The organism is Solwaraspora sp. WMMA2065, assembly GCF_030345075.1.
Classification (GTDB): Bacteria; Actinomycetota; Actinomycetes; order Mycobacteriales; family Micromonosporaceae; genus Micromonospora_E.
Genome location: NZ_CP128361.1, coordinates 6,147,462 through 6,173,347 on the forward strand (window position 1 = coordinate 6,147,462; position 25,886 = coordinate 6,173,347).

Annotated in this window: 19 protein-coding genes; 8 read left to right on the forward strand and 11 right to left on the reverse strand. The window is 69.9% G+C overall.

Annotated features, from left to right (window positions below; all coding sequences use genetic code 11):
* Nucleotides 1-5 precede the first annotated feature (5 nt).
* Nucleotides 6-1,061 carry a class II fructose-bisphosphatase gene (glpX, locus tag O7610_RS27970; RefSeq protein ID WP_281553341.1) on the reverse strand — a complete coding sequence of 352 codons (1,056 nt, stop codon included), beginning with the start codon at nucleotides 1,059-1,061 and terminating at the stop codon, nucleotides 6-8.
* 157 nt (nucleotides 1,062-1,218) lie between these two features.
* On the opposite strand from glpX, the gene O7610_RS27975 reads away from it, so the two are divergent.
* The gene (locus tag O7610_RS27975; protein WP_281553342.1) at nucleotides 1,219-1,764 is read left to right on the forward strand and encodes a DUF4245 domain-containing protein; all 546 of its coding nucleotides are present in this window, start codon (nucleotides 1,219-1,221) and stop codon (nucleotides 1,762-1,764) included.
* 82 nt (nucleotides 1,765-1,846) lie between these two features.
* Nucleotides 1,847-2,542 carry a GntR family transcriptional regulator gene (locus tag O7610_RS27980; protein WP_281553343.1) on the forward strand — a complete coding sequence of 232 codons (696 nt, stop codon included), beginning with the start codon at nucleotides 1,847-1,849 and terminating at the stop codon, nucleotides 2,540-2,542.
* A 98-nt stretch (nucleotides 2,543-2,640) separates the two neighbouring features.
* Here O7610_RS27980 and O7610_RS27985 read toward each other — a convergent pair whose 3' ends face one another.
* The 3 genes from O7610_RS27985 to xseA form a co-directional block, all read right to left on the reverse strand.
* Nucleotides 2,641-4,623, reverse strand: coding sequence for a pectate lyase family protein (locus O7610_RS27985; RefSeq protein WP_353850303.1), 1,983 nt, complete (start codon nucleotides 4,621-4,623; stop codon nucleotides 2,641-2,643).
* A 436-nt stretch (nucleotides 4,624-5,059) separates the two neighbouring features.
* Nucleotides 5,060-5,263, reverse strand: coding sequence for an exodeoxyribonuclease VII small subunit (locus O7610_RS27990; RefSeq protein WP_281555439.1), 204 nt, complete (start codon nucleotides 5,261-5,263; stop codon nucleotides 5,060-5,062).
* 93 nt (nucleotides 5,264-5,356) lie between these two features.
* Nucleotides 5,357-6,586, reverse strand: coding sequence for an exodeoxyribonuclease VII large subunit (xseA, locus tag O7610_RS27995; RefSeq protein WP_281553344.1), 1,230 nt, complete (start codon nucleotides 6,584-6,586; stop codon nucleotides 5,357-5,359).
* Nucleotides 6,587-6,712: 126 nt separating this feature from the next.
* Between xseA and O7610_RS28000 the strand changes: the two genes are divergently transcribed.
* Nucleotides 6,713-7,720: a 4-hydroxy-3-methylbut-2-enyl diphosphate reductase gene (locus O7610_RS28000; protein ID WP_281553345.1), complete on the forward strand. Its 1,008-nt coding sequence runs from the start codon at nucleotides 6,713-6,715 to the stop codon at nucleotides 7,718-7,720.
* A 5-nt stretch (nucleotides 7,721-7,725) separates the two neighbouring features.
* The gene (locus tag O7610_RS28005; RefSeq protein WP_281553346.1) at nucleotides 7,726-8,190 is read left to right on the forward strand and encodes an RAD23 family protein; all 465 of its coding nucleotides are present in this window, start codon (nucleotides 7,726-7,728) and stop codon (nucleotides 8,188-8,190) included.
* A gap of 123 nt (nucleotides 8,191-8,313) precedes the next feature.
* On the opposite strand, the gene O7610_RS28010 is transcribed toward O7610_RS28005, so the two are convergent.
* Both O7610_RS28010 and O7610_RS28015 read right to left on the reverse strand, forming a co-directional pair.
* A complete protein-coding gene (locus O7610_RS28010; protein ID WP_289212230.1) occupies nucleotides 8,314-11,571 on the reverse strand; it encodes a S8 family serine peptidase in 3,258 nt (1,085 codons plus the stop codon).
* Between the two features lie 172 nt (nucleotides 11,572-11,743).
* Nucleotides 11,744-12,964 (reverse strand): DNA recombination protein RmuC, encoded by a 1,221-nt coding sequence (locus tag O7610_RS28015; RefSeq protein ID WP_281555440.1) that lies wholly within the window; start codon nucleotides 12,962-12,964, stop codon nucleotides 11,744-11,746.
* A gap of 88 nt (nucleotides 12,965-13,052) precedes the next feature.
* Between O7610_RS28015 and O7610_RS28020 the strand changes: the two genes are divergently transcribed.
* On the forward strand, nucleotides 13,053-13,820 hold the full coding sequence (locus O7610_RS28020) for a hypothetical protein (RefSeq protein ID WP_281553348.1): 768 nt from the start codon (nucleotides 13,053-13,055) through the stop codon (nucleotides 13,818-13,820).
* A gap of 60 nt (nucleotides 13,821-13,880) precedes the next feature.
* Nucleotides 13,881-14,498, forward strand: coding sequence for a hypothetical protein (locus O7610_RS28025; RefSeq protein WP_281553349.1), 618 nt, complete (start codon nucleotides 13,881-13,883; stop codon nucleotides 14,496-14,498).
* A 50-nt stretch (nucleotides 14,499-14,548) separates the two neighbouring features.
* On the opposite strand, the gene O7610_RS28030 is transcribed toward O7610_RS28025, so the two are convergent.
* Entirely contained in the window at nucleotides 14,549-15,301 is a 753-nt protein-coding gene (locus O7610_RS28030) for an SGNH/GDSL hydrolase family protein (protein ID WP_281567464.1), read from the reverse strand.
* A 382-nt stretch (nucleotides 15,302-15,683) separates the two neighbouring features.
* Here O7610_RS28030 and O7610_RS28035 point away from each other — a divergent pair, with 382 nt between their 5' ends.
* Entirely contained in the window at nucleotides 15,684-19,070 is a 3,387-nt protein-coding gene (locus tag O7610_RS28035; protein ID WP_281567463.1) for an IPT/TIG domain-containing protein, read from the forward strand.
* 140 nt (nucleotides 19,071-19,210) lie between these two features.
* The gene (locus O7610_RS28040; protein WP_281567462.1) at nucleotides 19,211-20,038 is read left to right on the forward strand and encodes a class I SAM-dependent methyltransferase; all 828 of its coding nucleotides are present in this window, start codon (nucleotides 19,211-19,213) and stop codon (nucleotides 20,036-20,038) included.
* On the opposite strand, the gene O7610_RS28045 is transcribed toward O7610_RS28040, so the two are convergent.
* The 4 genes from O7610_RS28045 to O7610_RS28060 all read right to left on the reverse strand — a co-directional run bounded on the left by O7610_RS28045 (nucleotide 20,031) and on the right by O7610_RS28060 (nucleotide 25,876).
* A complete protein-coding gene (locus tag O7610_RS28045) occupies nucleotides 20,031-21,956 on the reverse strand; it encodes an ABC transporter ATP-binding protein (RefSeq protein WP_475050287.1) in 1,926 nt (641 codons plus the stop codon). The genes O7610_RS28040 and O7610_RS28045 overlap by 8 nt on opposite strands.
* A gap of 62 nt (nucleotides 21,957-22,018) precedes the next feature.
* Nucleotides 22,019-23,803 (reverse strand): ABC transporter ATP-binding protein, encoded by a 1,785-nt coding sequence (locus O7610_RS28050; protein WP_281553354.1) that lies wholly within the window; start codon nucleotides 23,801-23,803, stop codon nucleotides 22,019-22,021.
* Nucleotides 23,804-23,833: 30 nt separating this feature from the next.
* On the reverse strand, nucleotides 23,834-24,361 hold the full coding sequence (locus tag O7610_RS28055; protein ID WP_281567461.1) for a methylated-DNA--[protein]-cysteine S-methyltransferase: 528 nt from the start codon (nucleotides 24,359-24,361) through the stop codon (nucleotides 23,834-23,836).
* Nucleotides 24,362-25,876, reverse strand: coding sequence for an AlkA N-terminal domain-containing protein (locus O7610_RS28060; RefSeq protein ID WP_281567460.1), 1,515 nt, complete (start codon nucleotides 25,874-25,876; stop codon nucleotides 24,362-24,364).
* Nucleotides 25,877-25,886 lie beyond the last annotated feature (10 nt).

The following is a 25,886-nucleotide window of genomic DNA, read 5'->3' on the forward strand; positions in this document are numbered from 1 at the left end:
CCGGGTCAGAGGTCGAGCTCGGCGATCGGCCGACCGTCGAAGTCGACCGCCGAGTAGAGCGCCAGCTTCTCCAACCGGTGATGCGAGTCGATCACCCGGATCGTGCCGCTCTTGGAGCGCATCACGATCGACTGGGTGTACGCCCCACCCGAGCGGTACCGCACCCCGTGCAGCAGGTCACCCGAGGTAACCCCGGTGGCGACGAAGAAGCAGTTGTCGCCGGTGACCAGGTCGTCGGTGCGCAGCACCCGGCCCAGATCGTGCCCCGCAGCGACGGCCTTGTCCCGCTCCGCGTCGTCGCGTGGCCAGAGTTTCGCCTGCATCGCGCCGCCCATGCACTTCAGCGCGCAGGCGGCGATGATCCCCTCCGGGGTGCCGCCGATGCCCATCAGCACGTCGACGTCGGACTCCTCGCGGGCAGCCGAGATCGCGCTGGCGATGTCACCGTCGGACAGGAACCGGATCCGGGCACCGGCGTCGCGGATCTCCTGCACCAGCTCGGTGTGGCGGGGCCGGTCGAGGATGCTCACCGTCACGTCGGAGACGCTCGACTTCTTGACCCGGGCAATCCGCTGCAGATTCTCCCGCACCCCGGCCTCGATGTCGATGACGTCGGCGCAGTCCGGGCCGACCGCCAGCTTCTCCATGTAGAAGACCGCGCTGGGGTCGAACATGGCGCCCCGCTCCGCCACCGCCAGCACCGCGAGGGCGTTCGGCATGCCCTTGCTCATCAGGGTGGTGCCGTCGATCGGGTCGACGGCGACGTCGACCTCCGGCCCGGAGCCGTCACCGACCCGTTCTCCGTTGAACAGCATCGGGGCGTTGTCCTTCTCGCCCTCGCCGATCACGACGACGCCACGCATCTGGATCGAGTTGATCAGTTTGCGCATCGCGTCGACCGCGGCGCCGTCGCCGCCTTCCTTGTCTCCCCGACCCACCCACCGGCCGGCGGCCATCGCTGCGGCTTCGGTTACCCGGACCAGGTCCAGGGCCAGGTTACGGTCGAGATTCTGCGGGTTACGGGTGCCATTCTGCGGGTTACGGGTGCCGGTTCCACTCATCGGTGCTCCTCCTCGCGACGGTGCGGGGCGCATCCCGGAGCACAGCGTCGCCGGCTCCGGTCCTGAGGGAATCCTGGCACGTCACGACGGTGCCAGGTAGTCGCGGGGTGGTCGGTCCGCGCGTCAGTCCGCGCCGGCCGGCTGGGAGGATGGGGGCATGGAGACGACCGGGCCGGCGCGCGACCGGGCGGAACGCACCCCGAAGGACATCACCCTGTCGCTGCTCGTCCTGTTGGTGCCGATCCTGCTGGTGTTCGGGTTCTACCGGGTCTTCCTCGGTGCCGACGAGCCCGTGGCGGTGGATCCCGGGCCGGCGTACGAGCAGGCCGGTGCGGCGGGCCAGTTTCCGGTGCGCGCGCCCGCCGGTCTCGGACCGGACTGGGTCGCGGTGAGCGCGGTCTTCCGGCCGGTGTCGGCGGCGGACGGTCCGACGCTGCGGCTGGGCTACGTCACCCCGGCCGGCGCCGCCGTCCAGGTGGTGCAGAGTTCACGGCCGGCACCGGAACTGCTGGTGGCGGAGCTGACCGCGACCGCGCAGCCGCAGGGTGATGTGGCGATCGGGGCGACGACCTGGCAGCGGTACGCGGCCCGGCCCGGCGAACGTGCACTGGTGTGGCTGGCGCCGGACCACAGTGTGCTGGTGGTCGGCACGGCGGATACCGACGAGCTACGGGTGATGGCCGAGGCGCTCACGCCACGCTGATACCTCGGCGGGTCCGGCCCGTACCGGGCGGTTGCCCGGCCGGGAATCTGGTTTCCGGGACGTGGGTGGCAGACTCGACGGGGTGAGCGACGTGGCCGCATCGTCGGTGGATGGTGAGCTGGAGAGCCTGAGCCTGGTGGAGTTGGCGGTGCGGCGGCTGCGTCGCGAGATCCTCAGCGGCAAGACCGACCCCGGGCAACGGCTCGTCGAGGAGCAACTGACCCGGCGGTTGGGCATCAGCCGGGCGCCGCTGCGCGAGGCGCTGCGGCTGCTCGCCGAGCAGGGTTTGGTGGAGCACGTACCACGACGCGGCGTGCGGGTGGCGACCTTGTCCGACCGCGACGTTCAGGAGCTGTACGCGGTGCGCGACCTCCTGGAGCGGCACGCGGTGGAGTCGGTGCTGCCGGTGCGCCGGGACACCGCCCTCGGTGGCCTGCGGGCTGCGGTCGACCAGATGCGGCTGGCCACCACGGTCGGTGACCGGCTGCGGGTTGCCGAGGCGCATCGGCGGTTCCACGTCGAGCTGGTCGGCCTGGCCGGCAACCGGCAGCTCACCGGGGTGTACGAGTCGGTGCTGCTGAAGCTCCAGCTGTACCTGGCGATCAACCTGCAGCGGGAGGCCGAGGTGGCGCAGCCGGTCGACGGGGTGCACCGGCACGAGCGACTGCTGGCCGCGATCGAGGCGGGGGAACCGACCGAGGTGCTCCGGGAACTTGCCGAGCATGGTGTTCGTACCTACCGGCGCTCCGACGGCTCGAGCCGAACACCAGATACCTGATCCGGGTCCGGAAAGGTATCTGGTGTTCGGCTCGTTGGAGCGTGCAGTTGATCAGTGGTGGCGGTGGCTGCCCAGCCGCCGATCAGCCGTACGTCTCGTCAGGCGTACGTCTCGAATTCGGCGATCTGCGGCGTGCCGGAGGCACCGGTGATCTCAAAGCTGATCTTGCTGAGCGTGGTCGAGGAGAAGCTGATCATGCCGGCACCGCTGCCGGAGGCGAGGGTGGCACCGGTGTCGTGGTTGTACAGCCGCCACGATCCGATGGCACCTACGGCACCCGACGCCTCCCGGATGTTGACCGAGGAGACGGTGGTGTCAGCGTCCCACTTGATCGAGATTCGACCGGTGGTGCCGCTCGGCGACCAGTAGGTGCCCATGTCGCCGTCCCGTACGTCGCCGTAGCTGGTGCCGCTGCCCTTGCTCGAACCGTCCGATCCGGCGCCGATGCTCAGGTTGGTGCCACCGGGCTGGGTCGGGGTCGAGGTCGGCTGCGGCGCCGTCGGGCTCGGGGTCGGGCTGGGGCCGGTGCCGCCGGAGACCTGCAGGTAGTCGATGTTGCTCAGGCCCTCGCCGGTGGTGGCCACCAGCCGGATCGTGTTGGTGCCGCTGTTGAGCGCGACGGACACCGAGACGTTCGAGTAGCTGGTCCACCCGCCGGTCGGGTTGAACGCGACCCCTTGTTGCACGGTCGAGCCGTTGACGACCAGGTTGGCCGGTCGGTTGCCCGAGCCGCCGTTCGCGTGCCGGATAGTCAGGTTCGTCGTGCCACCACTCGAGCTGACCAGGAACTGCGATGCCGCACCCGAGGCGTTCTCCGTGTTGCAGTACCCGCTGCCGGAGTAGCCGGAGTGCTCTGACTCGATCTCACCGTCACACGAGGCCGGCGAGTACTCCGCCTCGTAGCGTCCGTCCGGGCCGGGCGTCGGCGGCACGGTCGGCGTGGGGCTCGGCGGGTTCGACGGCGGCGGCGAGGTCGGCGAGCAGCTGCCGTCCGAGACGCGGTTGCCCTTGTTGGCGCCGGAGATCTGCCGGAGCATGTTCGGCACGCAGCTGGCTCCGTCGAGTGTGTAGGAGTACGGGATGCTCACGCTCGTGTTCGAGGTGGGGTTGGGGCCGGCCGGCTGGTTGTCGCCGCTGCGGCTGGACCAGTCGATGTTGTCGTAGATGTTGCCGCTGACCTGCCAGTAGCCGGCTTCGCTGGTGTAGAACGTGCCCAGAACGTCGTTCGAGTCCTGGAAGTAGTTGTTCTCCACCTTGGCGCGTCCGCCGGCTCGCGAGTTGATGCCGGACTTCTCGATGTCCGTGTAGTGGTTGTTGTAGATGTGTGCGATGCCGCCACGCAGCAGCGGAGTACGGGAGTCGATGTTCTCGTACACGTTGTGGTGGAACGTCACGTACCCGTTGGACCTGTCGCTCTCGCTGGAGCCGATCAGACCACCACGGCCGGAGTTGCGCAGGATGCTGTACGACAGGGTGACGTACTGCGTGTTGTTCTTCATGTCGAACAGGCCGTCGTAACCCTCCGACTCGCCGCCCGAGGCTTCCAGCGTCACGTGGTCGACCCAGACGTTGCGGACGTCGGACTCCATGCCGATGGCGTCACCACCGTTGGAGGTCGGCGAGCCCGACTTCTTCACGTTGCGGACGGTCACGTTCTGGATGATGATGTTGCTCGCCTCGCGGATGTGGATGCCGAGCTGGTCGAAGACCGCGCCGCTGCCCACCCCGATGATCGAGACGTTGCTGATCTGCTTGAGTTCGATCACGTCGTCGGCGGTGTTGCAGCTGTCGCCGGAGACCTTGCTGGTGTTGCCGTGGTTGATCGTCCCCTGGACCTCGATGATGATCGGGGTGCTGCTGCTGGAACGGTTGCACAGCGCGGAGTGGATACCGGTACCGGAGCTGACCCGTACCGTCTGGCCGCCCGCGCCGCCGGTGGTCCCGCCGTTGCGGGTGGCGAATCCGGTGGCGCTGCCGGTCGCCGCCGAGGCCTGGGGAATCGCCAGGGCCACGCCGACCGTGCCGGCTACGGCTGTGATGGCCAGTCCTGCGAGAAGTCGCAGTCCGACTGGTCGTCTCATAGTCTCGTCTCGCCTTCGTCTTGAAGTTGCTGATGGATCGTCTCGACTGCTGGAGGACGCGTACCGTCCGGCGCAACCGGTACGGCACTGGTCGCAGCCCGTGGTCAACCCGCCGGCGGCACCGATGTGACCGTTGCCCGGCCGTCAGATGACGGCCATCGGCCACGGATGGCGGCAGCCGGGGCGGGGACGCCTCGACCCAGGTGCGGTGTTCTTGGTGATGTGGACGAGTCTGCGGCTCGTCGGGCCCCGGACGCGTGGCCGTCAGCGCTGAGGGCGCGAGGTCACCCGGACCGTCCTCACGTCCCCGCCGCCGGTGTGCTGCAGCACACCTTGCCCTGACTCTGGAAAGCGCTTTCCCCGAAGGATAGGTCGATGTCCATCAACTTGCAAGATCGTAGCCGAATTGTGGCGAAATGCCGTCTTGGGTGCACCCTCAGCCGGTGGGTCGGGCGCCGCGGGCGGCTTCGAGTCGCTGACGGGCCCCGTCCAGCCAGCGCTGACAGGTGGCGGCCAACTGCTCACCGCGCTCCCACAGCGCCAGTGACTCCGCCAAGGTGGTGCCGCCGGACTCCAGCCGCTCCACCACCGAGGCCAGCTCGGCGCGGGCCTGCTCGTAGCTCAGCGAGTCCGCCGCCAGCGGCCCGCTCGCCGGCTCAGTCGCCGGAACCTTCGCCGACGTGGTCGCCGTACCTCGGTCAGCTGCCTTCTTCGTGGTCACCTGATGCCTCACTCATTCGGTTCGGGCGGCGACGGCCGGCAGCTCACCGCCGGCCAGTCGCAGCCGCAGCGGGTCGCCAGCCGCGACGTCGTCGGGGGATCGGACCACCGCGCCGGCGGCGTCCTGCACGATCGCGTACCCCCGGTCGAGGGTCGCGGCCGGTGACAGCGCGCGCAGCCGGGCCAACGTGTGTCCCAGCTCGGCGGTGCCGGCGGACAACCGGTGCGCCAGGCAGCGGGTGGCCCGGTCCCGCAGCGCGTCGACCTCGCCGACCCGCCCGTCCAACAGCACCTGTGGCCGGGCGAGTACCGGCCGGGACCGGACCATCTCCAGCCGGTGTGTCTCCCGGTCGAGCAGACCGGTCACCGCCCGGTCCAGCCGGTGCCGGGCCAGGGCGATCAGCCGCAGCTCCTCGGCCAGGTCCGGCACCAGCCGTTTGCCGGCGTCGGTCGGCGTGGACGCCCGTACGTCGGCGACGTAGTCGAGCAGTGGTGCGTCGGTCTCGTGGCCGACGGCGCTGACCACCGGGGTACGGCAGCCGAACACCGCCCGGCACAGCGCCTCGTCGGAGAACGGCAGCAGGTCCTCGACGCTCCCGCCGCCGCGGGCGATGACGATCACGTCGATCGACGGATCCGCGTCGAGCACCGCCAGCGCGTCGATCACCTGCGGCACCGCGCCGGAGCCCTGCACCGCGACGTTGACCACCCGGAAATCGACCGCCGGCCAGCGTCGGCGGGCGTTGGTCAACACGTCCCGTTCGGCGGCCGACGCCCGGCCGGTGATCAGCCCGATCCGTTGCGGCAGGAACGGCGGGCGGCGCTTGCGGGACCGGTCGAACAACCCCTCGGCGGCCAGTAGCTTCTTCAGCTTCTCCAGCCGGGCCAGCAGCTCACCGAGGCCGACCTGGCGGATCTCGTCGGCGCGCAGGCTGAGCGTGCCCCGCGCCGGGTAGAACTCCGGCTTGGCGCGTAGCACCACCCGGGCACCGTCGGCCAGCTCCGGCGCGCCGAGGTCGAGCACGTCCCGGTTGGTGGTGACGGTCAGGCTGAGATCCGCCGACGGGTCACGCAGGGTCAGGAACACGGTGGTCGCGCCGGGCCGCCGGCTGATCTGCGCGACCTGCCCGTCGACCCACACCCAGCCGAGCCGGCCGATCCAGGCGCTGATCTTCTGGCTGACCACCCGGACCGGCCACGGCTCGTCCGCGCTGCTGCGCGGCGTCGCGTCGGTGTCGGTCACCCGGCAAGGGTACGGGCGGGCGGTGACACCGACGCCGCTCGCCCCGCCGGGAGGCGTCCGGCCCCGGCCCGGTCCCGCCGGTTGGTCACGCTGCCGCCGTGGTCGACGGCACGTAGACTCGGCCGGGTGAGCGAGCCTGACGCGAAACCGGTCCACCGCAAGCGGGTGCTGCTGGCCAATCCCCGTGGCTACTGTGCCGGCGTCGACCGCGCGGTGCAGACCGTGGAGGAGGCGCTGAAGCTGTACGGCGCCCCGGTCTACGTACGCAAACAGATCGTGCACAACAAGCATGTGGTCTCGACCCTGGAGGCCAAAGGCGCGATCTTCGTCGAGGAGAACGAGGAGGTTCCGCACGGCTCGACCGTGGTCTTCTCCGCGCACGGCGTCGCTCCGGAGGTGCACCGGCAGGCGGAGGCGCGGTCGTTGAAGGCGATCGACGCCACCTGCCCGCTGGTGACCAAGGTCCACCAGGAGGCCCGCCGGTACGCCGCGCAGGACTACGACATCCTACTGATCGGCCATGAGGGCCACGAGGAGGTGGTCGGCACCTCAGGCGAGGCTCCGGCGCACATCCAGCTGGTGGACGGCCCGGAGGACGCCGACAAGATCACCGTACGGGATCCGGAGAAGGTGGTCTGGTTGTCGCAGACCACGCTGTCGGTCGACGAGACCATGGAGACCGTCGCCCGCCTCAGGCGGCGGCTGCCGATGCTGCAGTCGCCGCCGACCGACGACATCTGCTACGCCACCCAGAACCGCCAGCAGGTGATCAAGCAGATTGGGGCCGATTGCGACGTGGTGCTGGTGGTCGGTTCCCGCAACTCGTCCAACTCGGTGCGGCTGGTCGAGGTAGCGATCGACGCCGGTGCTCGCGCCGGTTACCTGATCGACTTCGCCCACGAGATCGACGACGCCTGGCTGGCCGACGCGACCACCGTCGGGCTGACCTCGGGCGCCAGCGTCCCCGACGAGTTGGTGCACCAGGTGGTCGACCACCTCGCCGATCGGGGTTTCACCGACGTCGAGCAGGTCACCACGGTCGAGGAGACGATCACCTTCTCGCTGCCGTCCGAGCTGCGCCGGGACATGAAGGCAGCGGCGGCGGGAACGGACGTCCCGGTCACCGCGTCCTAGTCGGTATGAGAGTCACTCGGATCGGCGTACCCCTGTTGCTGACCTGCCTGGCGCTGCCGGCGTGCGGCACCGGTGAACCCACCACCGAGCCCGACCCCGACCCGGTGCCGACCGTGACGGTCGCACCGTCCTCGCCGCCGGCAGCCGAATCACCGAGCGGAGGTGCCACGGTGAGCACAGCACCGCAGACCCCTGGACCGCCCGAGGACCTGCCCACCTCGGTCCCGGGGGGCACCCCAGGGCCGGGGAAGTCGACCGGGTCGTCGCGGCCGATGACCCTGACCGGCACCGTCGAGGCCGGGGTGGAGCACGACTGCTACCTGCTCGACGGCTATCTGCTGGTCGGCGGTTCGCATGACCTGATCCGTCCGGGTGCCCGGCTGAGCGTCACCGGGCACGTCCAGGCTGACCTGATGACCACCTGCCAGCAAGGCACCCCGTTCATGGTGCAGCGGGTCGAGCCCGCCTGACCGGCGGCGCGACCGCCGACCCTGGTGCGCGCCGACCACCGGCGTCGGTGCCCGTAGGACACAGTGAAGGGCCCACCCCGACTCGGGGTGGGCCCTTCTTCCGTCGTACGGCTTAGCCGACGGTCAGCTCACCGAGCTGACCGAGACCCCGCCGCGGCCGACGACCGCGCCCTGGTCGGTGACGACGAGCATCTCACCGAACAGCTCCCGGCCCGCCTCCGGAGTGGCGTCCACCGTGACGCTGCCGCTGAGCGTGGCGCTGGCGCCGTTGACCAGCTCCGTCGAGCCCGACTCGACCGAGATGGTGCCCAACCCGGTCGAGTAGAACACGTCCAGGTAGTCGTACTCGGTGGTGCCGGCCGGCACCGAGTACCCGTCGACCTCGATGTCGTAGACACCGGGTGCCGGGTTGTCGATGGTGACAGCCTCTTCGGAGTCGCCGTCGGCGGTGTAGTCGATCAGCGAACCGTTCCGGTAGACGAACAGGTCCAGGTCGGCGCTGAGATCGCTGGTGTTGCCGATCTTCGCGAACAACCGGGTTGCCCCGGCCGGGACCGTCACCTGGAAGGTCTGCACCTCCAGGTCGGCGATCGTCGGCCGGTCACTGTTCGCCGAGCCGAGCGAGCCGCCCTGCCCCGAGACGACGACCGGGCCGAAGATGTTCTCCACCGTCCAGCTGAGCGGGGTGGTCTCACCGAGGGTGACGTCCTCGAGCACCGTGCTGGTCGGGTCGACGGTGACGCCCTGTACCTGGGCGGTCAACTCGAACGGGTTCTGCAGCATCGGCGAGGTCCGCCGCGACTCCACCTCGATCTCCCAGACCCCCGGCAGCGGGTCCTGGTAGTCCCGCTCGTCCGGCTTGCAGACGTCCGGGTCGGAGAAGTTGGTGTAGCAGCGCAGACTGCTGGAGCTTTCCAGCGGTACGCCGTACGGGTCGATCGCGATGAACCGGGTCTGCGATCCGTCCGCGATGCCCGACAGGCTGACCTGCAGTGCCGTCGCGCCTTCCGGCACCGTGACGAAGTACGACGTGTACGCGTTACGCGTCACCTTGCCGGAGGTGCTGAACTCGTACTCCGGGCTGGTCATCGCGGTCGACGCCACCACGGTGTTCATGATCTCGAAGTCGACCGTGGCGGTGAACGGGTTGTCCACCCGGAGGATGGCACTGTGCACACCGACGTCCGGGGTGGCCCGCACGTTGAACGTGACGGCCTCGTTCAGCGGCAGCACCACCTGGCCGGGGGCAGCGAAGGTGCCGTCGTTGCCGACCCACTTGAGCTTGTGCAGCAGGTCGACGTCCGGGCCGCTGGTCCGGGTGATGGTGACCGGGTAGGACTTGAACTGGCCCGGCCGGTGACCACCGGCGTCGGCGGCGCACCGGTTGTAGACGCCGGTGCCCTCGTGCGGGGTGGCCAGGTACTCCGAGATCGGGGTGCAGACCGGAGCGCTGACGTCGTAGCCGTTGACCTCGACGCCCTCGCGCAGCAGCTTCCAGGTGTCGGCCACGTGCAGCATGCCGTTGCCCTGCTCGTGGGCGGAGGCACCGTTGATCCAGCGGGCACCGCTGTACAGCGCCCGACGCAGCTGCATCGGGGTGACGTCGAGGTCCTTGGCCTTGACGCCCGACATCAGCAGGGCAACCGCGCCGGTGGCCTGGGGAGCGGCCATCGACGTGCCGTTGTACATGGCGTAGCCGGGCGGCAGCGGGTAGCCGGCCTCAGGGACCGGGCCGCCCTCCTCCCAGCCGGCGACGGTGGAGATGGCCGCGCCGGGGGCGCTGATGCTCGGCTTGAACCCGCCGTCCTCACGCGGACCGCGCGACGAGAAGGGGAACAGCGAGTTGCGGGTGCGTACCTCGGAGCCGTAGTTGGCCAGCCAGGTGTCCCGGCTCACGCTCGCGGCGACGCTGACCACGCTCGAGGCCACCGACGGGTCACCGATGGTGTTGGTGCCCGGGCCGGAGTTGCCGGCCGAGATGAACATCTGCACGCCGTACACGTCGATGAGGATGTTGTAGAGCTCGGCGCGGGCGTTGTTGCCGTCGTTGAGTGCCGGCAGACCACCGATCGACATGTTGATGATGTCGACGCCCCGGTTGATCACCAGGTCGATCATGCCGTCGGTCAACGCGGCGGCGGTGCAGCCGCCGGCGAAGGTGCAGGCCCGGGAGGAGACCAGCTTGGCGCCGGGCGCGGCGCCGTCGAAGTCCTCGTTGCCCAGCATGTCGTTGGCGGCCACGATGCCCGCCACGTGGGTGCCGTGCGACGACGAGATCAGTCCGATGTTGACGTAGTCGATCAGGCCGGGGCCGCCGACCGGAGCGGTGTCGACGTCGGTGCGGAACTCGACGACGAACGGCACCTGCTCGGCGATCGGGGTCGAAGGATCGTCCGTGCCGAAGTGGCCGATGTCGAAGTTCTCCTGGTACGGGCGCATCACCGGCTCGTCGGTGAAGTCGAAGTCCTGGTCGACGTCGACCCGTACGTCGTTGGTGGCCGGGTCGTACAGCACCCCGAACCGGTCGCTGGTGTCGCCGTCGCGGTTGACGTCACCGTTGGCCGACCCGCCCGCGGTGATCGACTCCGAGAACAGGTTGATCATGTAGGAGCCGGCCGGCGCGGACCAGGTGACGCCGGCGTAGCTGAAGCTCGGGCCGCTCACACCGGTGAGCATCGGCCGCCAGGTGCCGTCATTCTCGTAGACCGGGTCGATCGGGGTGACCCAGTCGACGATCTTCCGCTCCCCGGTGGTGGTGGTCTGCAGCGCCGGGTGGTCCAGGTCGATCCCGGAGTCCATGATGCCGACGAGGACATTGCGGCCGTCCCAGCGCGGGTGGCTGTTCTTGAACGAGACCGCGCCGGTCTCATTGGTCGGCATGTAGGGGTTGACCGCGCCGGTGTCCGGCCCCGGGCCGGTGGTCGCGCTCGCCACGGAGGAAGCCGCCGCCATGCTCTCCGGCATCGGGTCCGGCATCGGGATCGTCTCGTTGAGGTCGACCGCCGAGACCCCGGGCAGTTTCGACGCCGCGACGACGTTCTTGACCGGCACGCGGGCCCGGACATAGCCGACCTCGTCGACCTGGTTGCCGATCACGCCGCCGAGCTTCTTCAGCTCGGCCGCGACCTTCGGTGCCTGGCCCTGCTCGGTGGCGACCAGCAAGGTGACGCTCTGCTCGCTCTTCGCCTCCGCCTCGGCGAGCAGGTCGAGATCGTGCGACCCCAACGTATCGGTAGGGGTGTCCTTCAGTACGTCGGCCTTGGTCGACGGGTTGGCGCTCGCGGTGGACGCACCACCCGCCAGCGTCACGGCACCGGCCACCATGACGGATGCCAGGAGCGCGGCAGAGGTTCGCCGTCTCCAGATGCGGGGTTTACTCACGTTCTCTTCCTCCGGAAGAACTGGGCCCTGTGGTGCAGGGCACGTGTGACCGCATCCTTTGTGTTCCGGTGGATCGCTGTCACTACCTAGCCAAGCGTTGTGACCAGCCCGTGACATAAACTTCCCTGAATAGGTGGCGTGGTCGTAGTGAAATGCCTGCAATGAGTGATGTCTATTTGGGGTTTTCCCAGCTCAACCCGGTCCACTCGGGACGTGTCCGATGCGCCCGGTCATCGCCGGCCGACGGCGATTCCAGCTCCGGCGCCTGCACCTGACGGGGCGCCACCTCGACCTGTGGCGGGGGCGTCAGTTCAGCGCCGGAAACCCCGAGATCGGCGAGTTTGCGCGCACTGACCAGGACCCGCCCCTCCAGCGATCCCACCGCCCGGTTGTACGCGGTGACCGCACCTCCCAGCGCGTTACCCAGCTTCGTGACATGCTCGCCCAGCGTGGCCAGCCGCCCGTACAGTTCACGGGCCAGCCCGTGCACCGCCACCGCGTTACGGGCCAGCGCCTCCTGTCGCCACGAGTACGCCACCGTACGCAGCAGGGCCACCAGCGTCGCCGGGGTGGCCAGCACGATGTCCCGGCTGAACGCGTGCTCCAGCAGAGCCGGGTCGCGCTGCAACGCGGCGTCCAGGAACGGGTCGGCCGGCACGAACAGCACCACGAACTCCGGCGTCTGATCGAACGCGGACCAGTACTGCTTCGCGGCGAGCGCGTCCACATGGGTCCGCAGCTGCCGGGCGTGGCTGTCCAGGTGCTGGTCCCGGGTGCGCTCCTCGCGGGCCTCCATCGCGGACAGGTAGCCGTCGAACGGTGCCTTGGCGTCGACCACCACGCTGCGCCCGCCGTGCAGCCGTACCACCAGATCCGGGCGGACCGTCTGCTGCTCGGTCCGCGCGGTCACCTGCTCGGCGAAGTCGCAGTGCTCGAGCATCCCGGCCGCCTCGACGATGCGCCGCAGCTGGTGCTCACCCCACCGGCCCCGCACCTGGGGCGCGCGCAGCGCCGCCACCAGCTGCTTGGTCTCGGTACGCAGCTCAGCGGAGACCCCGCCCATCGCCCGGACCTGCTCACGCAGCTCGGCGTACGCGTCGACCCGGTCGTGCTCCAGCTCAGCCACCCGCTGCTCGTAGCGGCGCAGTGCGTCGTGCAGCGGAGCCACCGCCCGCGCCACCGCCTCCTGCGACTGGGCGGTCGCCTCGTACGACAGCGCCCGCATCGACTGCTCCAACCGACCCTCGCCGTCGCGGGTGGCGCGCAGCGTCGCGTCCAGCCGGGCGATCTCGGTCGCCGACCGGGCCCGGGCAGTCAGCCAGCCGAGCGCCGCGCCGCAACCGAGACAGACGACCACCACCACAACCGTCGCGACATCCACGCCGGAAAGCATGTCAAACAGGTACGCCGCCCGCCCGCCGACGCCCGGCACCGCCCGTCGTTGTGGCTGGTGGTGGATCAGGGCGGCTACCGTCGTAGCCATGGAATTTCTTCTGCTCCTGGTCTTGGTGGCGTTGTTCGCCGGCGGCCTGCTGTGGTGGCGGGGGGAGAGCGCCGCCCGCAAGGAGCGGGCGCTGGCCGACGCCCGGGCCGAGGCACAACGCTGGTACGAGCGGCTCGGCGGCCAGGTGATGAACCTGCACGGCGACCAGCCGGCGGTCCGGCAGTCGCTGCTCGACGCCGGCGAGCGCTACACCGCAGCCGGCTCCCAGTTGGAGCAGGCCCGCAGCCTCAAGCAGTTCGAGCTGGCCCGGGAGACCGCCCTGGAGGGCCTGGCCTACGTCCGGGCGGCCCGGGTGGCGCTCGGCATCGACCCCGGTCCCGAACTGCCCCCACTGGCCGCCGCCCGGGGCGCCGGGCAGCTCACCAAGGAGCGTGAGGTCGACGTCCAGGGGCAGACCTTCCGGGCCGGGCCCAACCCGGGCCCGCAGACGCCGCACTACTACCCGGGCGGCTACCACCAGGGCCGGCCGGTGCCGGCCGGCTGGTACTCCCAACCGCTGTGGAAGCCGGCGCTGGCCGGGGCGGCCGGTGCGATCGGCGGCATGCTGGTCTTCAGTGCATTGTTCTCTCCGACGTTCGGCGACCCCGGCTACGACGCCGGGTACGCCGCCGGCTTGGAGGACGGCGGCGGTGACGAGGACTTCTCCGGCGGGGAGGACTTCTCCGGTGGCGAGGATTTCGGTGGCGGCGACTTCGGCGGTGGGGATTTCGGTGGCGGCGACTTCGGCGGATTCGGGGATTTCTGACCTTCGGAAGTAGGGCTACCCGGATGGTCCGCCGGCCGGCGACCGGGCAGGCTCGTCGTCGTGGACACCAAGCGACAGATTCAGCGCGGGTGGCTCGCCGGTCTCGGCGCGGCGGCCCTGGCCACCGGGGCGGCGACCGCCGCCGCCCAGTCGCCCGGGCGGTTCCACTGGTGGGCCGGGTTCATCCTGGTACCCGGCGCGTTGATCGCCGCCGCCGGTGGCCCGCTGATGGCCCGCGGTGGCGGCCGCGCCTTCGGTGGATACGTCGTCGCCGGCATCGGCGCGATCGTCTTCACCGTGGGCGCACTGCTCATGCTGGGGCTGATGGGTGACGGCTGGCCGTTGCTCGTCGTGCTGCCCTGCCTGGCGGTGGCCGGCACCTACCGTTGGCGTCCGGACCATCCGCTCGCCCGAGGGCTGCACCGCACCGTGGCCCTGCTGGCCGTAACCGGTGCCGGGGTCGGGGCCACCCTTGAGCTGATCGTGACCGGTCTGGTCGACTTCGGCACCATCGGCTGGTGGGGCGGTTTCATGATGCTCGCCGCCGCCTCGGTGTTCGCCAACGCACTCGAACTCGGCCGGCACCGGATGCCGTACCGACTGCAGGCGGTGACGCTGCTCGTCGGGCCGTCGGTGGTGGCCTTCCTGCTCGGCCTGCGCTTCCTGCGTGGCTGGTGACGCAGGCACCGGCGGACCATCAGCCGGCGAACGGGTCCGATCCGACACGGTCAGCCGGCCTGGACCGGCACCCAGTCGGCGTACTTCGCGGTCCGCCCGTCACCGGACGAGCGGCCGCGCAGCCGGCGGTGTACCCAGGGCACCACGAACTCCCGGTAGTAGCGGGCCTCGGCGAGCAGGCTGCGCCGGCCGACCGGTGCCGGGTCGACCACGTGCGCCTCGGTCGGGTGGCCCAGCCCGTCCAGCACCAGGCTGGCGACCCGGCGGTGGCCGGCAGAGTTGAGATGCAGGCGGTCGGGCGACCAGTACTGTTCGCGGCGGATCTCCACGTCGCTGAAAACGTCGATGAAGTCGAGACCGTGCCGGGCTGCGAGCTCAGCGGTGGCGGCGGTCAGCGAGACCCCGCGCCGCCGCATCGTCGTGCCGAACGGCAGCCGGGCGCTCGGGTCGCCGCCGCTGAGCAGCACCAGCCGAACCCCGGCGTCGGCGCAGCGGCGTACCGCGCCCTCGGTCAGCGCGACCAGCCGGCTCAGGTCCGTGCCGGGGCGCATCATGTCGTTGCCGCCGCCGTTGAGGGTGATCATCGTCGGGAGTGGGGACAGCGACAGTGCCCGGTCGAGCTGCTGGGTGACGATCGGCTCCAGCAGCCGTCCCCGGACCGCCAGGTTGGCGTACTGCACGCTACCGCCATTCGCGGCGGCGAGCCCGGCGGCGACCAAATCGGCCCAGCCGCGTACGGTGCCGTCCGGCAACTCGTCGCCGAGCCCTTCGGTGAAACTGTCCCCGATCGCCACGTACCGCACCCGCGACCCTCCCCGTTCCGCGAAACCAGCGGCACCAAGTTACCTCCCGGTACTGACAGGTGCTGTGACGCGGATCCTGTTCTGACGGTTGGCGGGCAGTGCTTCCTGACCGGGCAGCCCGTCCGAGGCCAGGTGAGTGAGCTTAGGGATCAACTTGCGGGCACGTCCGGCGAACGGCGGAAGTGGATCTGTTCAGCGGACGCCGTCCCGTCTGGCCAGCTACGCCGCGCCGGACATGCGTGTCGAGTGAGGTGGACCTCCGGTAGTTTCGCGCGACTTGCCCTATTTGCTGTCGTTCTCGTTTCTGACGGATGGGCGCACCGGCCTGTCCGGCTCACGCAGAAGACGAGACGGGGGAAAAGTGCAGTCAACGTTGAAACGGGTGGCCAGCGTCTCGCTGGCCGCGCTACTTGGCACCGCTGGCGGGTTGGCGGTGACGGCCGCACCCGCCTACGCAGCTCCCGGAGACGCGCATGCGAGGGGGGTGATCGTCGACCTCTCGGCTGAGGTCCTCGGGATTCCGGTGATCGAGGCCAGTGCGGTGATCGGGTCGGTGGACGCCCCACCCGCCGGCGGCACCGACACCGAGACCCTGCTCGACATCACCCTGCCGGGAGCCATCGGCGTCGCCGCCGACGGCACCGTCCTGGAGGTCAGCGCTACCAGGGGCCCAATTTCGTCGTCCGCCTCGTCCTCGGTCGCCGACGTGTCGTTGGACATCCTCGGGGTGAACGTGCTGACCGCATCGGCCGTCGAGGCTGCGGTCAGCTGCCCCTTCGTCGGTCCGCAGACTGCCGACACGACGTTGACCGGGCTTACCGTGTTCGGCCTGGCGGAGGTCCTGATCCCGAACGGGCCGAGCCTTGACGTGAGCGCCGCGGTGACGGTACCGGGTCTGGTCGGAGCGATGCTCGATGTCTCGCTGTCGCGTATCGAGACCGTCACCGCCGACAGCGCGGCGGCGGCCACCATCGTGCTCACCGCCTCACTCTCGGGTCTGCTCCTCGGGTTCCCGGTGGTCATCCCGGTCGGTGAAGTCATCATCGCCGAGGCCACCTGTGAACGTCCGGCCGCACCGGCGCCGCCGACTGCGTCGTCTATTGATCCGGATTCTGGTCCGCAGTCTGGTGGTCAGGTGGTGACGATCACTGGTTCGGGTTTTGTGCCGGGTGACACGGCGGTGACGTTTGACGGGTTGCCGGCCACTGATGTGGTGGTGGATCCGTCTGGTACGTCGTTGACGGCGGTGACTCCGGCGCATGCGCCTGGTGTGGTGGATGTGGTGGTGACCACTGATGGTGGTTCGACTGATCCGTTGGCGTACACGTATCTGGCTGATGGTTCGGATGCGGTGGTGACGGATCTGGATCCTGATTTCGGGCCGACGTCTGGTGGTACCACGGTGACGATTACTGGTTCGGGTTTCACTGGGGCGACCGGTGTCACGTTTGATGGCGTGGCGGGTACGGGGTTCGCGGTGAATCCGGCTGGTACGGAGATCACGGTGGTGACTCCGCCGGGTGCTGCTGGTCCGGCTGATGTGGTGTTGGTGTTCCCGGCTGGTACTGCGGATGCGGGGATCTTCACCTATGTGCCGCCGACGATTGATTCGGTGGTGCCGGATTCGGGTCCGAACACGGGTGGTACCACGGTGACGGTCACGGGTTCCGGGTTCACCGGGGCGACTGATGTGACGTTCGGTGGTGTGCCGGGGACTGATCTGGTGGTGGATCCGTCGGGTATGTCGTTGACGGTGGTGACGCCGCCGGGGCCGGTGGGTCCGGTTGATGTGGTGGTGGTGTTGCCGGGTGACGACGCGGTCGCTCCGGACGGCTTCACCTACGTGGTCGCGCCGCCGACTGCGTCGTCTATTGATCCGGATTCTGGTCCGCAGTCTGGTGGTCAGGTGGTGACGATCACTGGTTCGGGTTTTGTGCCGGGTGACACGGCGGTGACGTTTGACGGGTTGCCGGCCACTGATGTGGTGGTGGATCCGTCGGGTACGTCGTTGACGGCGGTGACTCCGGCGCATGCGCCTGGTGTGGTGGATGTGGTGGTGACCACTGATGGTGGTTCGACTGATCCGTTGGCGTACACGTATCTGGCTGATGGTTCGGATGCGGTGGTGACGGATCTGGATCCTGATTTCGGGCCGACGTCTGGTGGTACCACGGTGACGATTACTGGTTCGGGTTTCACTGGGGCGACCGGTGTCACGTTTGATGGCGTGGCGGGTACGGGGTTCGCGGTGAATCCGGCTGGTACGGAGATCACGGTGGTGACTCCGCCGGGTGCTGCTGGTCCGGCTGATGTGGTGTTGGTGTTCCCGGCTGGTACTGCGGATGCGGGGATCTTCACCTATGTGCCGCCGACGATTGATTCGGTGGTGCCGGATTCGGGTCCGAACACGGGTGGTACCACGGTGACGGTCACGGGTTCCGGGTTCACCGGGGCGACTGATGTGACGTTCGGTGGTGTGCCGGGGACTGATCTGGTGGTGGATCCGTCGGGTATGTCGTTGACGGTGGTGACGCCGCCGGGGCCGGTGGGTCCGGTTGATGTGGTGGTGGTGTTGCCGGGTGACGACGCGGTCGCTCCGGACGGCTTCACCTACGTGGTCGCGCCGCCGACTGCGTCGTCTATTGATCCGGATTCTGGTCCGCAGTCTGGTGGTCAGGTGGTGACGATCACTGGTTCGGGTTTTGTGCCGGGTGACACGGCGGTGACGTTTGACGGGTTGCCGGCCACTGATGTGGTGGTGGATCCGTCGGGTACGTCGTTGACGGCGGTGACTCCGGCGCATGCGCCTGGTGTGGTGGATGTGGTGGTGACCACTGATGGTGGTTCGACTGATCCGTTGGCGTACACGTATCTGGCTGATGGTTCGGATGCGGTGGTGACGGATCTGGATCCTGATTTCGGGCCGACGTCTGGTGGTACCACGGTGACGATTACTGGTTCGGGTTTCACTGGGGCGACCGGTGTCACGTTTGATGGCGTGGCGGGTACGGGGTTCGCGGTGAATCCGGCTGGTACGGAGATCACGGTGGTGACTCCGCCGGGTGCTGCTGGTCCGGCTGATGTGGTGTTGGTGTTCCCGGCTGGTACTGCGGATGCGGGGATCTTCACCTATGTGCCGCCGACGATTGATTCGGTGGTGCCGGATTCGGGTCCGAACACGGGTGGTACCACGGTGACGGTCACGGGTTCCGGGTTCACCGGGGCGACTGATGTGACGTTCGGTGGTGTGCCGGGGACTGATCTGGTGGTGGATCCGTCGGGTACGTCGTTGACGGTGGTGACGCCGCCGGGGCCGGTGGGTCCGGTTGATGTGGTGGTGGTGTTGCCGGGTGACGACGCGGTCGCTCCGGACGGCTTCACCTACTCGGGTGGCCCGGCACCGGTGATCGACTCGGTCGACCCTGGACAGGGACCGGCCAACGGCGGGACCACAGTGGTGGTCGGAGGCAGCGGCTTCATCCCAGGCCAGACGACCGTGACGATCTGCGGCAAGACGATTCCAGCGAACAAGGTCACGGTCAACAGTTCCGGGACCTCGCTGAGCTTCGTCACTCCGCCGTGCGACGTCAAGCACACAACCATCACGGTGACGACACCGAACGGCACCTCGAACGAGATCGCCTTCCGGTACGTGGGGCTGCCGGTCACCGGCAGCGCGACCACGAACCTGATCACCAGCGGCGGTGCGCTCGTGGTGCTGGGCATCTCGTTGCTCCTGCTCACCCGCCGTCGGGCGAACAGGGCGTGACACGCAACAACTGAGAAAGCGGGTGGCCCCGGGAGCGCATGAGCGACCGGGGCCACCCGCCGTTACCAGGCTCACCGGGCCGGACCCGACCGGACGATAACGGGGTGCCAGCGGCGTCGGATCATGCGATGGTCGGCGGCATGACCGACTATCTGGCGCTCAACCGGGCCAGCTGGGACGAGCGCGCGCCGGCACACGCCGCATCGCCGGACTACCGGGTGGCGCAGCTGATCGCCGACCCGGCGCTGCTCAGTGAGGTGGTGCGCTTCGACCTGCCGAGGCTCGGCGACCTGACCGGCGTACGCGGAGTGCATCTGCAGTGCCACATCGGCACCGACACGCTGTCGCTGGCCCGGCTGGGCGCGACCATGACCGGCCTGGACCTTTCCGGCGCGTCCCTGGCCGAGGCCCGGCGGATCGCCGCAGCCGCACAGACCCCGGTCGAGTACGTCGAAGCCGATGTCTACCGCGCCGTGGAGGTGCTCGGCGCGGGAGGGTTCGACCTCGTCTTCACCGGGATCGGCGCGCTCTGCTGGCTGCCGAGCGTGACCCGATGGGCGGAGACGGTGGCCGCACTGCTGCGGCCGGGCGGCCGGCTGTTCCTGCGGGAAGGGCACCCGGCGCTGTGGGCGGTCGACGAGACCCGCCCGGACGGCCTGCTCGTGCTCGACCTGCCGTACTTCGAGACGGACCGGCCGCTGGTATGGAACGAGGACGGCACCTACGTCGATACGGCCGTCAGCTTCACCCATAACCTGACCCACTCCTGGAACCACGGCATCGGGGAGATCTTCACCGCGCTCACCGACGCCGGGCTCCAGGTGACGATGCTGGTCGAGCACGACAGCGTGCCGTGGAACGCGTTGCCCGGCCGGATGATAAAGGGCGACGACGGCGAGTGGCGGTTGACTGAACGACCGGAGCGGTTCCCACTCAGCTACACCCTGCAGGCGGTCCGGGTCAGCTAAGGCTGTCGCGCCACTGGTGGTGCAGCACGGCGTACCGACCGCCGTCGGCGATCAGGTCGGCGGGCCGGCCGTCCTCGACGATCCGGCCGTCGTCGAGGACCAGCACCCGGTCGGCGATCTGCACCGTCGACAGCCGATGCGCGATGACCAGCGCAGTGCGCCCGTGGCCGGTCGGCGAGCTGTTGGCCCCCGGTCCGTCGCCGTTGCGGCCACCGTCGTTGCCGCCACCGCAGTTCTGGCTACTGCAGTTCTGGCCACCGTCGAGCATGGTCTGCAACGCCCGCTGCACCAGGCGCTCGGTCGGCACGTCCAGCGACGAGGTCGCCTCGTCGAGGATCAAAACTGCCGGGTCGGCCAGCACCGCCCGGGCGAAGGCGACCAACTGCCGTTGCCCGGCGGACAGCCGCCCGCCGCGCCGGTGCACGTCGGTGGCGTACCCGTCGGGAAGTCCGGCGATGAACTCGTGTGCGCCGATCGCCCGCGCCGCAGCCTCGACCTCGGTGTCGGTGGCGTCCGGCCGGCCGAACCGGATGTTGTCCGCGACGCTGCCGGCGAAGAGGTGATTCTCCTGCGTCACCATGATCACGTCCCGCCGTAGGTCGCGGCCGGCGATGTCGCGCAGGTCGATCCCGTCCAGGGTGACCGACCCGCTGACCGGATCGTAGAGCCGGGCCACCAGCTTGGCGATCGTTGACTTGCCGGCCCCGGTGGCCCCGACCAGCGCGACCGTCTGCCCGGCCGGAATGCGCAGGGTCAGCTCGGGCAGCACCAGACGGTCCGGCCGGTAGCCGAAGGAAACGGCATGCAGCCGCACCGCGCCGCGTACCGGCTGCGGCAGCGGCCGCGGCCGCACCGGTTCGGGGACGTCCGGCCGCTCGTCGAGTACGCCGGAGAGCTTCTCCAGCGCCGCGGTCGCCGACTGCAGCGAGTTGTAGAACTGGCTCAGCTCCTGCATCGGCTCGAAGAACCGGCGCAGGTACAGCAGGAACGCGGCGAGCACGCCGATCTCAGTGCGGCCCTGCAGCACCTGCCAACCGCCGAAGGTGAGCACCATCGCGATGGCCACGTTGCCGATGCCCTTGAGGCTCGGTGAGTAGATCGCGATCAGCCGGAACGCGTGCAGGCTGGCCCGCTGGAAGCCGGTGTTGACCTCTGCGAAGATCTCCTGGTTGCGGGGCTCGCGCCGGAACGCGTGCACGGCCCGGACACCACCGAGCGACTCCACGAAGTGGACGATCAGCAGCGCCACAGTCTCCCGGGTACGCCGGTAGGCGACGGTGGAGGCGCGGGCGAACCAGATCGACATCCACAGCAGGAACGGGAATGCCAGCAGGGTCACCAGGGCCAGCGGCAGGTCCAGCCAGAGCAGGATCGCCGCCACCGAGACCACCGACAGCCCGGCGAGCACCAGATCGTCGATGCCGCCGTTGACCAGCTCGGAGATCGAGTCCATGTCACTGGTCAACCGGGCCACCACCCGGCCGGAGGTGTAGCGCTCGTGAAAGCTGACCGACAGGCCGAGGAAATGCCGGTACACCCGCTGACGCAGGTCGAGCAGGATCGCCTGACCGATCCGGGCAGACAGGATCAGGAAGCTGCGCTTGCCGACGTACTCGGCGACGGTGGCGACCGCGAAGGCGACGGCGATCGCGATCAGCGGCCCCGCGTCGCCGTCGTCGGTCAGCGGCGGAATGGCCCGGTCGATACCCAGCATCACCAGGTACGGACCGGCCATCGCGGCGGCGTTCTGCAGCAGCAGCAGGGCGACCGCCACCGCGATCATGCGCCGGTGCGGCCGGGTCAGCGAGCCGAGCAGCGCCCGGCTGCGGGCCCGGACCCGGGCGTTGTCGACCGGGTCGCCGTCGCCTGCGCCGCCGACCCCGTCCGCCGCCCGGTCGGAGATCCCACGCCAGTCCAGCTGCCCGTCGTCGTACCTGCTCGCGTCGCGATCTGCGGTACCGCCGGCACCGTCGGTCCGGTTCACCGCGACCTGACCAGGCCGGGTCCGTCGGCGGAGAGTACGGCCCGGTAGGCGGGCACGGTGGCGAGCAGTTCGGTGTGGGTGCCGACAGCCGCGATCCGGCCCGCGTCCAGCAGTGCCACCCGGTCGGCCAACGCGACCGTGGACGGCCGGTGCACCACCAGCAGCGCGGTGGTGCCGACCAGCACTCGGCGCAGCGCCTGCTCCACCAACGCCTCGGTGTGCACGTCCAGGGCGGACAGCGGGTCGTCGAGCACCAGCACCCGGGGCCGGCCCAGCACCGCCCGGGCCAGCGCCAGCCGCTGCCGCTGTCCGCCGGACAGTGACAGCCCCTGCTCGCCGATTCGGGTCCGCAACCCCCAGGGCAGGTCGTGGACGAAGTCGGCCTGCGCCAACCGGACCGCGGCGTGCACCTCGGCGTCGGTGGCGTCCGGGCGGCCGAGGGTCAAATTCTCCCGGACCGACATCGAGAACAGGGTGGGGTCCTCGAACGCCACGCCGACGCACCGGCGCAGCTCGTCGAGGCGCAGGTCGCGCAGGTCATGACCGTCCAGGGTGATCCGCCCGCCGGTGACGTCGTACAGCCGCGGCACCAGCGACACCAGGCTGGTCTTGCCGCTGCCGGTCAGGCCGGCGATGGCCAACGTCTCACCCGGCCGTACGGTGAGGTCGACGCCGCGCAGCACCGGCTCCGGCGTCCCCGGGTAGCCGAAGGTGACGTTGTCGAAACGCAACTCGCCGCGGACCTCACCGACCCGGATCCTGATGGCATCCGGTCGGTCGACGATCGACGGCGAGGTGTCCAGCACCTCCTGAATCCGGTCGGCGGCGGTCATCGCCTCCTGGGCGTGCGAGATGATCCAGCCCAGCGACTTGATCGGCCAGATCAGCATCAGTTGCAGGGTGACGAAGGCGACCAGTTGACCGATGGTGAGCTGCTGGTCGGCGACGGCGACAGCCCCGACAACCAGCACGACCGCGAGGCTCGCGTTCGGCACCAGGTCGTAGCGGGCCGAGGCATGGGCGAGCAGCCGGCCCTTGCCGACCGCGGTGTCGTGCAGCTCGCGGGCCAGGTCGGTGAAGCGCGCGGTGAGGTACGGCCCGCGCCCGAACGAAATGATGGTCCGCAGCCCTTGCGCGGACTCCTCGACCAGGGTGGCCAGGTCACCCTGCTGGTCCTGCATTCGTCGGGACACCCGCAGGTAGGCGCGGGTGAACTGGTGGCTGAACAGGTATAGCGGTAGGGCGCTGGCCGCCACCACCAGTCCCAACGGCCAGTACAGGTGCAGCAGCAGCGCCACCACGGTCAGGTAGGTCGCCGAGTTGAGGATCAGGAACAGCAGGCCGAAGGAGAGGAAGCGTCGGATAACCGACAGATCGCTGATCGCCCGGGACAGCAGCTGCCCGGACTGCCACTGGTCGTGGAAGGTGACCGGGAGTCGCTGCAGGTGGGCGTAGATGTCGTCGCGGATGGTGCTCTCCATCCCGATCGACGAGGCACTCTGTGTCCACCGCCGGATGAAGATGAGCACCGCCTCGACGACGCCGAGCAGCAGGGCGAGTCCACCGAGGAACAGCAGACCAGCGGGATCACCAGCGGCCACCGGGCCGTCCACCACCTCGGCGATGACCAGCGGGATGGCGATGCCGGCCCCGGTCGCTGCTGCGGCGGCCGCCAGCAGCCAACCAAGTTGACCGAGGTACGGGCGCAGGTAACAGCGCAGTCGCCAGAGATTGTGGACGGCGCGCCGCCGGGGCGGAGATCGGTCGGGTACGGCGTCCACACCACGACGGTAGCCGGTGCCGGCACCGGTTCACTGCCCTGCGAAGGTCACCTGCGATTCATGGTCGAGCAGCCACTTCTTGATCGGCAGACCCCATCGGTAGCCGCCCAGCGTGCCGTCGCCGCGCAGCACCCGGTGGCAGGGGACCACCAGCGCGACCGCGTTGCGGGCGCAGGCGCCGGCTGCCGCCCGGACCGCTGCCGGGCGGCCGGAGCGCAGGGCGAACGCCGTATAGCTGACCGGCCCGCCGGGCTTCACCTCACGCAGCGCCGACCAGGCGGTGCGCTGGAACGGACCGCCGCGCTGACTGACCGGGAGCTGGTCGATCGCAGTGAGCTCACCGGCCAGGTAGGACCGTACGGCGCGGGTGACGTCGCCGAGGTCGGCCCGGTGGCGGACCGGTCCGCGCAGGTCGGGGTGGACCACGGCGAGCAGGTCGTCCGGGTCGGCGGTGAAGCCGGCGGCCCGCAGTGCCCCGTCCGGGTCGGCGATCAGTGTCAGCGGCCCGACCGCCGTGGCGATCGTACTCGCGTCCAATGTCGAAGACGTTGTCATCATTCACTCCGATGTAGATTTCGTTGGCGTGGCGGACCGCCACAGCCGCAGGTTGGCGTAGGACCGCCAGGGCCGCCAGCGCTCAGCGTGGGTGGTCAGGTCTGCGGGGGAGGCGGGCAGGCCGAGCGCCGCCGCGCCGCGCCGTACCCCCAGGTCGGTGCCGAGCAGCACATCCGGGTCGCCGAGCGCCCGCATCGCCACATAACCGGCGGTCCACGGGCCGATGCCGGGCAGTGCGGTGAGCCGGTGCGACAGCTCGGCCCGGTCGCTGCCCAGGTCGAGCCCGATGTCGCCGTCGGCGACCCCGGCGGCCAACGCGCGCAGCGTGCCGCGCCGGGTGGCTGGCATCGCGAAGGCGTCGTCGGGTAGGGCGAGCAGTTCGGCCGGGCCCGGGAACGGCGCCAGGCCGTCCGCAGGCAGGGCTGTTCGCGACCCGTCCGCAGGCGGGGCTGTTCGCGACCCGTCCGCAGGCGGGGCTGTTCGCGACGCGGTCGCCGCGCAGAGGCGGGCCAGCACCCGGCGGGCGGCGGACACCGAGATCTGCTGCCCGACCACGGCCCGTACCGCCAGTTCGAAGCCGTCCACCGCGCCCGGCACCCGGACCCCGGGCTCGGCGGCGACAGCAGCGGCGAACGCCGGATCGGCACCCAGCACGGCGTCCACCGCCGCCGGGTCGGCGTCCAGGTCGAACAGCCGGCGGCAGCGGGACACCGCCGGTGCCAGATCACGCAGGTCGGCGAGGCGCAACGCGGCGGCGAGGAAACCGTCGTGCGGGGTGAGCGCCACCGTGCCGGTGCCGTACGGCAACCGCAGCGCACGCCGGTATCTGCCGCCGTCGGCGGACTCCACGCCGGGCACCGCCCGGTCGGCCAGGAATCCGAGTACGGCGTCGACCGCCATCGGCCGACGGAACGCCAGCCGTACGGTGATCACCCCGGCCCGGTCGGGCGCACCGGGCCGTACGCGGCCGCGCAGCGTCGACGGCGGGCCGCCGTACACCGTCCGGAACGTGTCGTTGAACTGCCGGACGCTGCCGAACCCGGCCGCGAACGCGATCTCGGCGACGGTCAGAGCGGTCCGCTCCACCAGGATCCGGGCCGTCTGCGCACGCTGCGCCCTGGCCAACGCCAGCGGGCCGGCCCCCACCTGCTCGGTCAGCACCCGGGTGAGATGCCGTTCGGTGTAGCCGAGCCGGCGGGCCAGCCCCGGTACGCCGCCGCGGTCCACCACCCCGTCGCCGATCAACCGCATCGCCCGCCCGACCAGGTCGGCGCGGCGGTCCCAGTCGGGCGAACCCGGGGTGGCGTCGGGGTGGCAGCGCCGGCAGGCGCGCAGCCCGGCCTGTTGCGCGGCGGCCGCCGAGGCAAAGAACCGAACGTTGTCCCGCTTCGGGGTGACCGCCGGGCAGGACGGCCGGCAGTAGATGCCGGTCGACGTCACGCCGGTGTAGAACCAGCCATCGAAGCGCTGGTCGCGGCTGTCCACCACTCGGTAGCACCGCTCGAAGTCGAGCTCCATGGGTCGATCC

Excerpts from the sequence above, each read along its gene's own strand:
- glpX (WP_281553341.1), bottom strand. The coding sequence starts at position 1,061 with ATGAGTGGAACCGGCACCCGTAACCCGCAGAATGGCACCCGTAACCCG.
- O7610_RS27975 (WP_281553342.1), top strand. The coding sequence starts at position 1,219 with ATGGAGACGACCGGGCCGGCGCGCGACCGGGCGGAACGCACCCCGAAG.
- O7610_RS27985 (WP_353850303.1), bottom strand. The coding sequence starts at position 4,623 with ATGAGACGACCAGTCGGACTGCGACTTCTCGCAGGACTGGCCATCACA.
- O7610_RS28005 (WP_281553346.1), top strand. The coding sequence starts at position 7,726 with ATGAGAGTCACTCGGATCGGCGTACCCCTGTTGCTGACCTGCCTGGCG.
- O7610_RS28015 (WP_281555440.1), bottom strand. The coding sequence starts at position 12,964 with ATGCTTTCCGGCGTGGATGTCGCGACGGTTGTGGTGGTGGTCGTCTGT.
- O7610_RS28020 (WP_281553348.1), top strand. The coding sequence starts at position 13,053 with ATGGAATTTCTTCTGCTCCTGGTCTTGGTGGCGTTGTTCGCCGGCGGC.
- O7610_RS28040 (WP_281567462.1), top strand. The coding sequence starts at position 19,211 with ATGACCGACTATCTGGCGCTCAACCGGGCCAGCTGGGACGAGCGCGCG.
- O7610_RS28055 (WP_281567461.1), bottom strand. The coding sequence starts at position 24,361 with ATGATGACAACGTCTTCGACATTGGACGCGAGTACGATCGCCACGGCG.
- O7610_RS28060 (WP_281567460.1), bottom strand. The coding sequence starts at position 25,876 with ATGGAGCTCGACTTCGAGCGGTGCTACCGAGTGGTGGACAGCCGCGAC.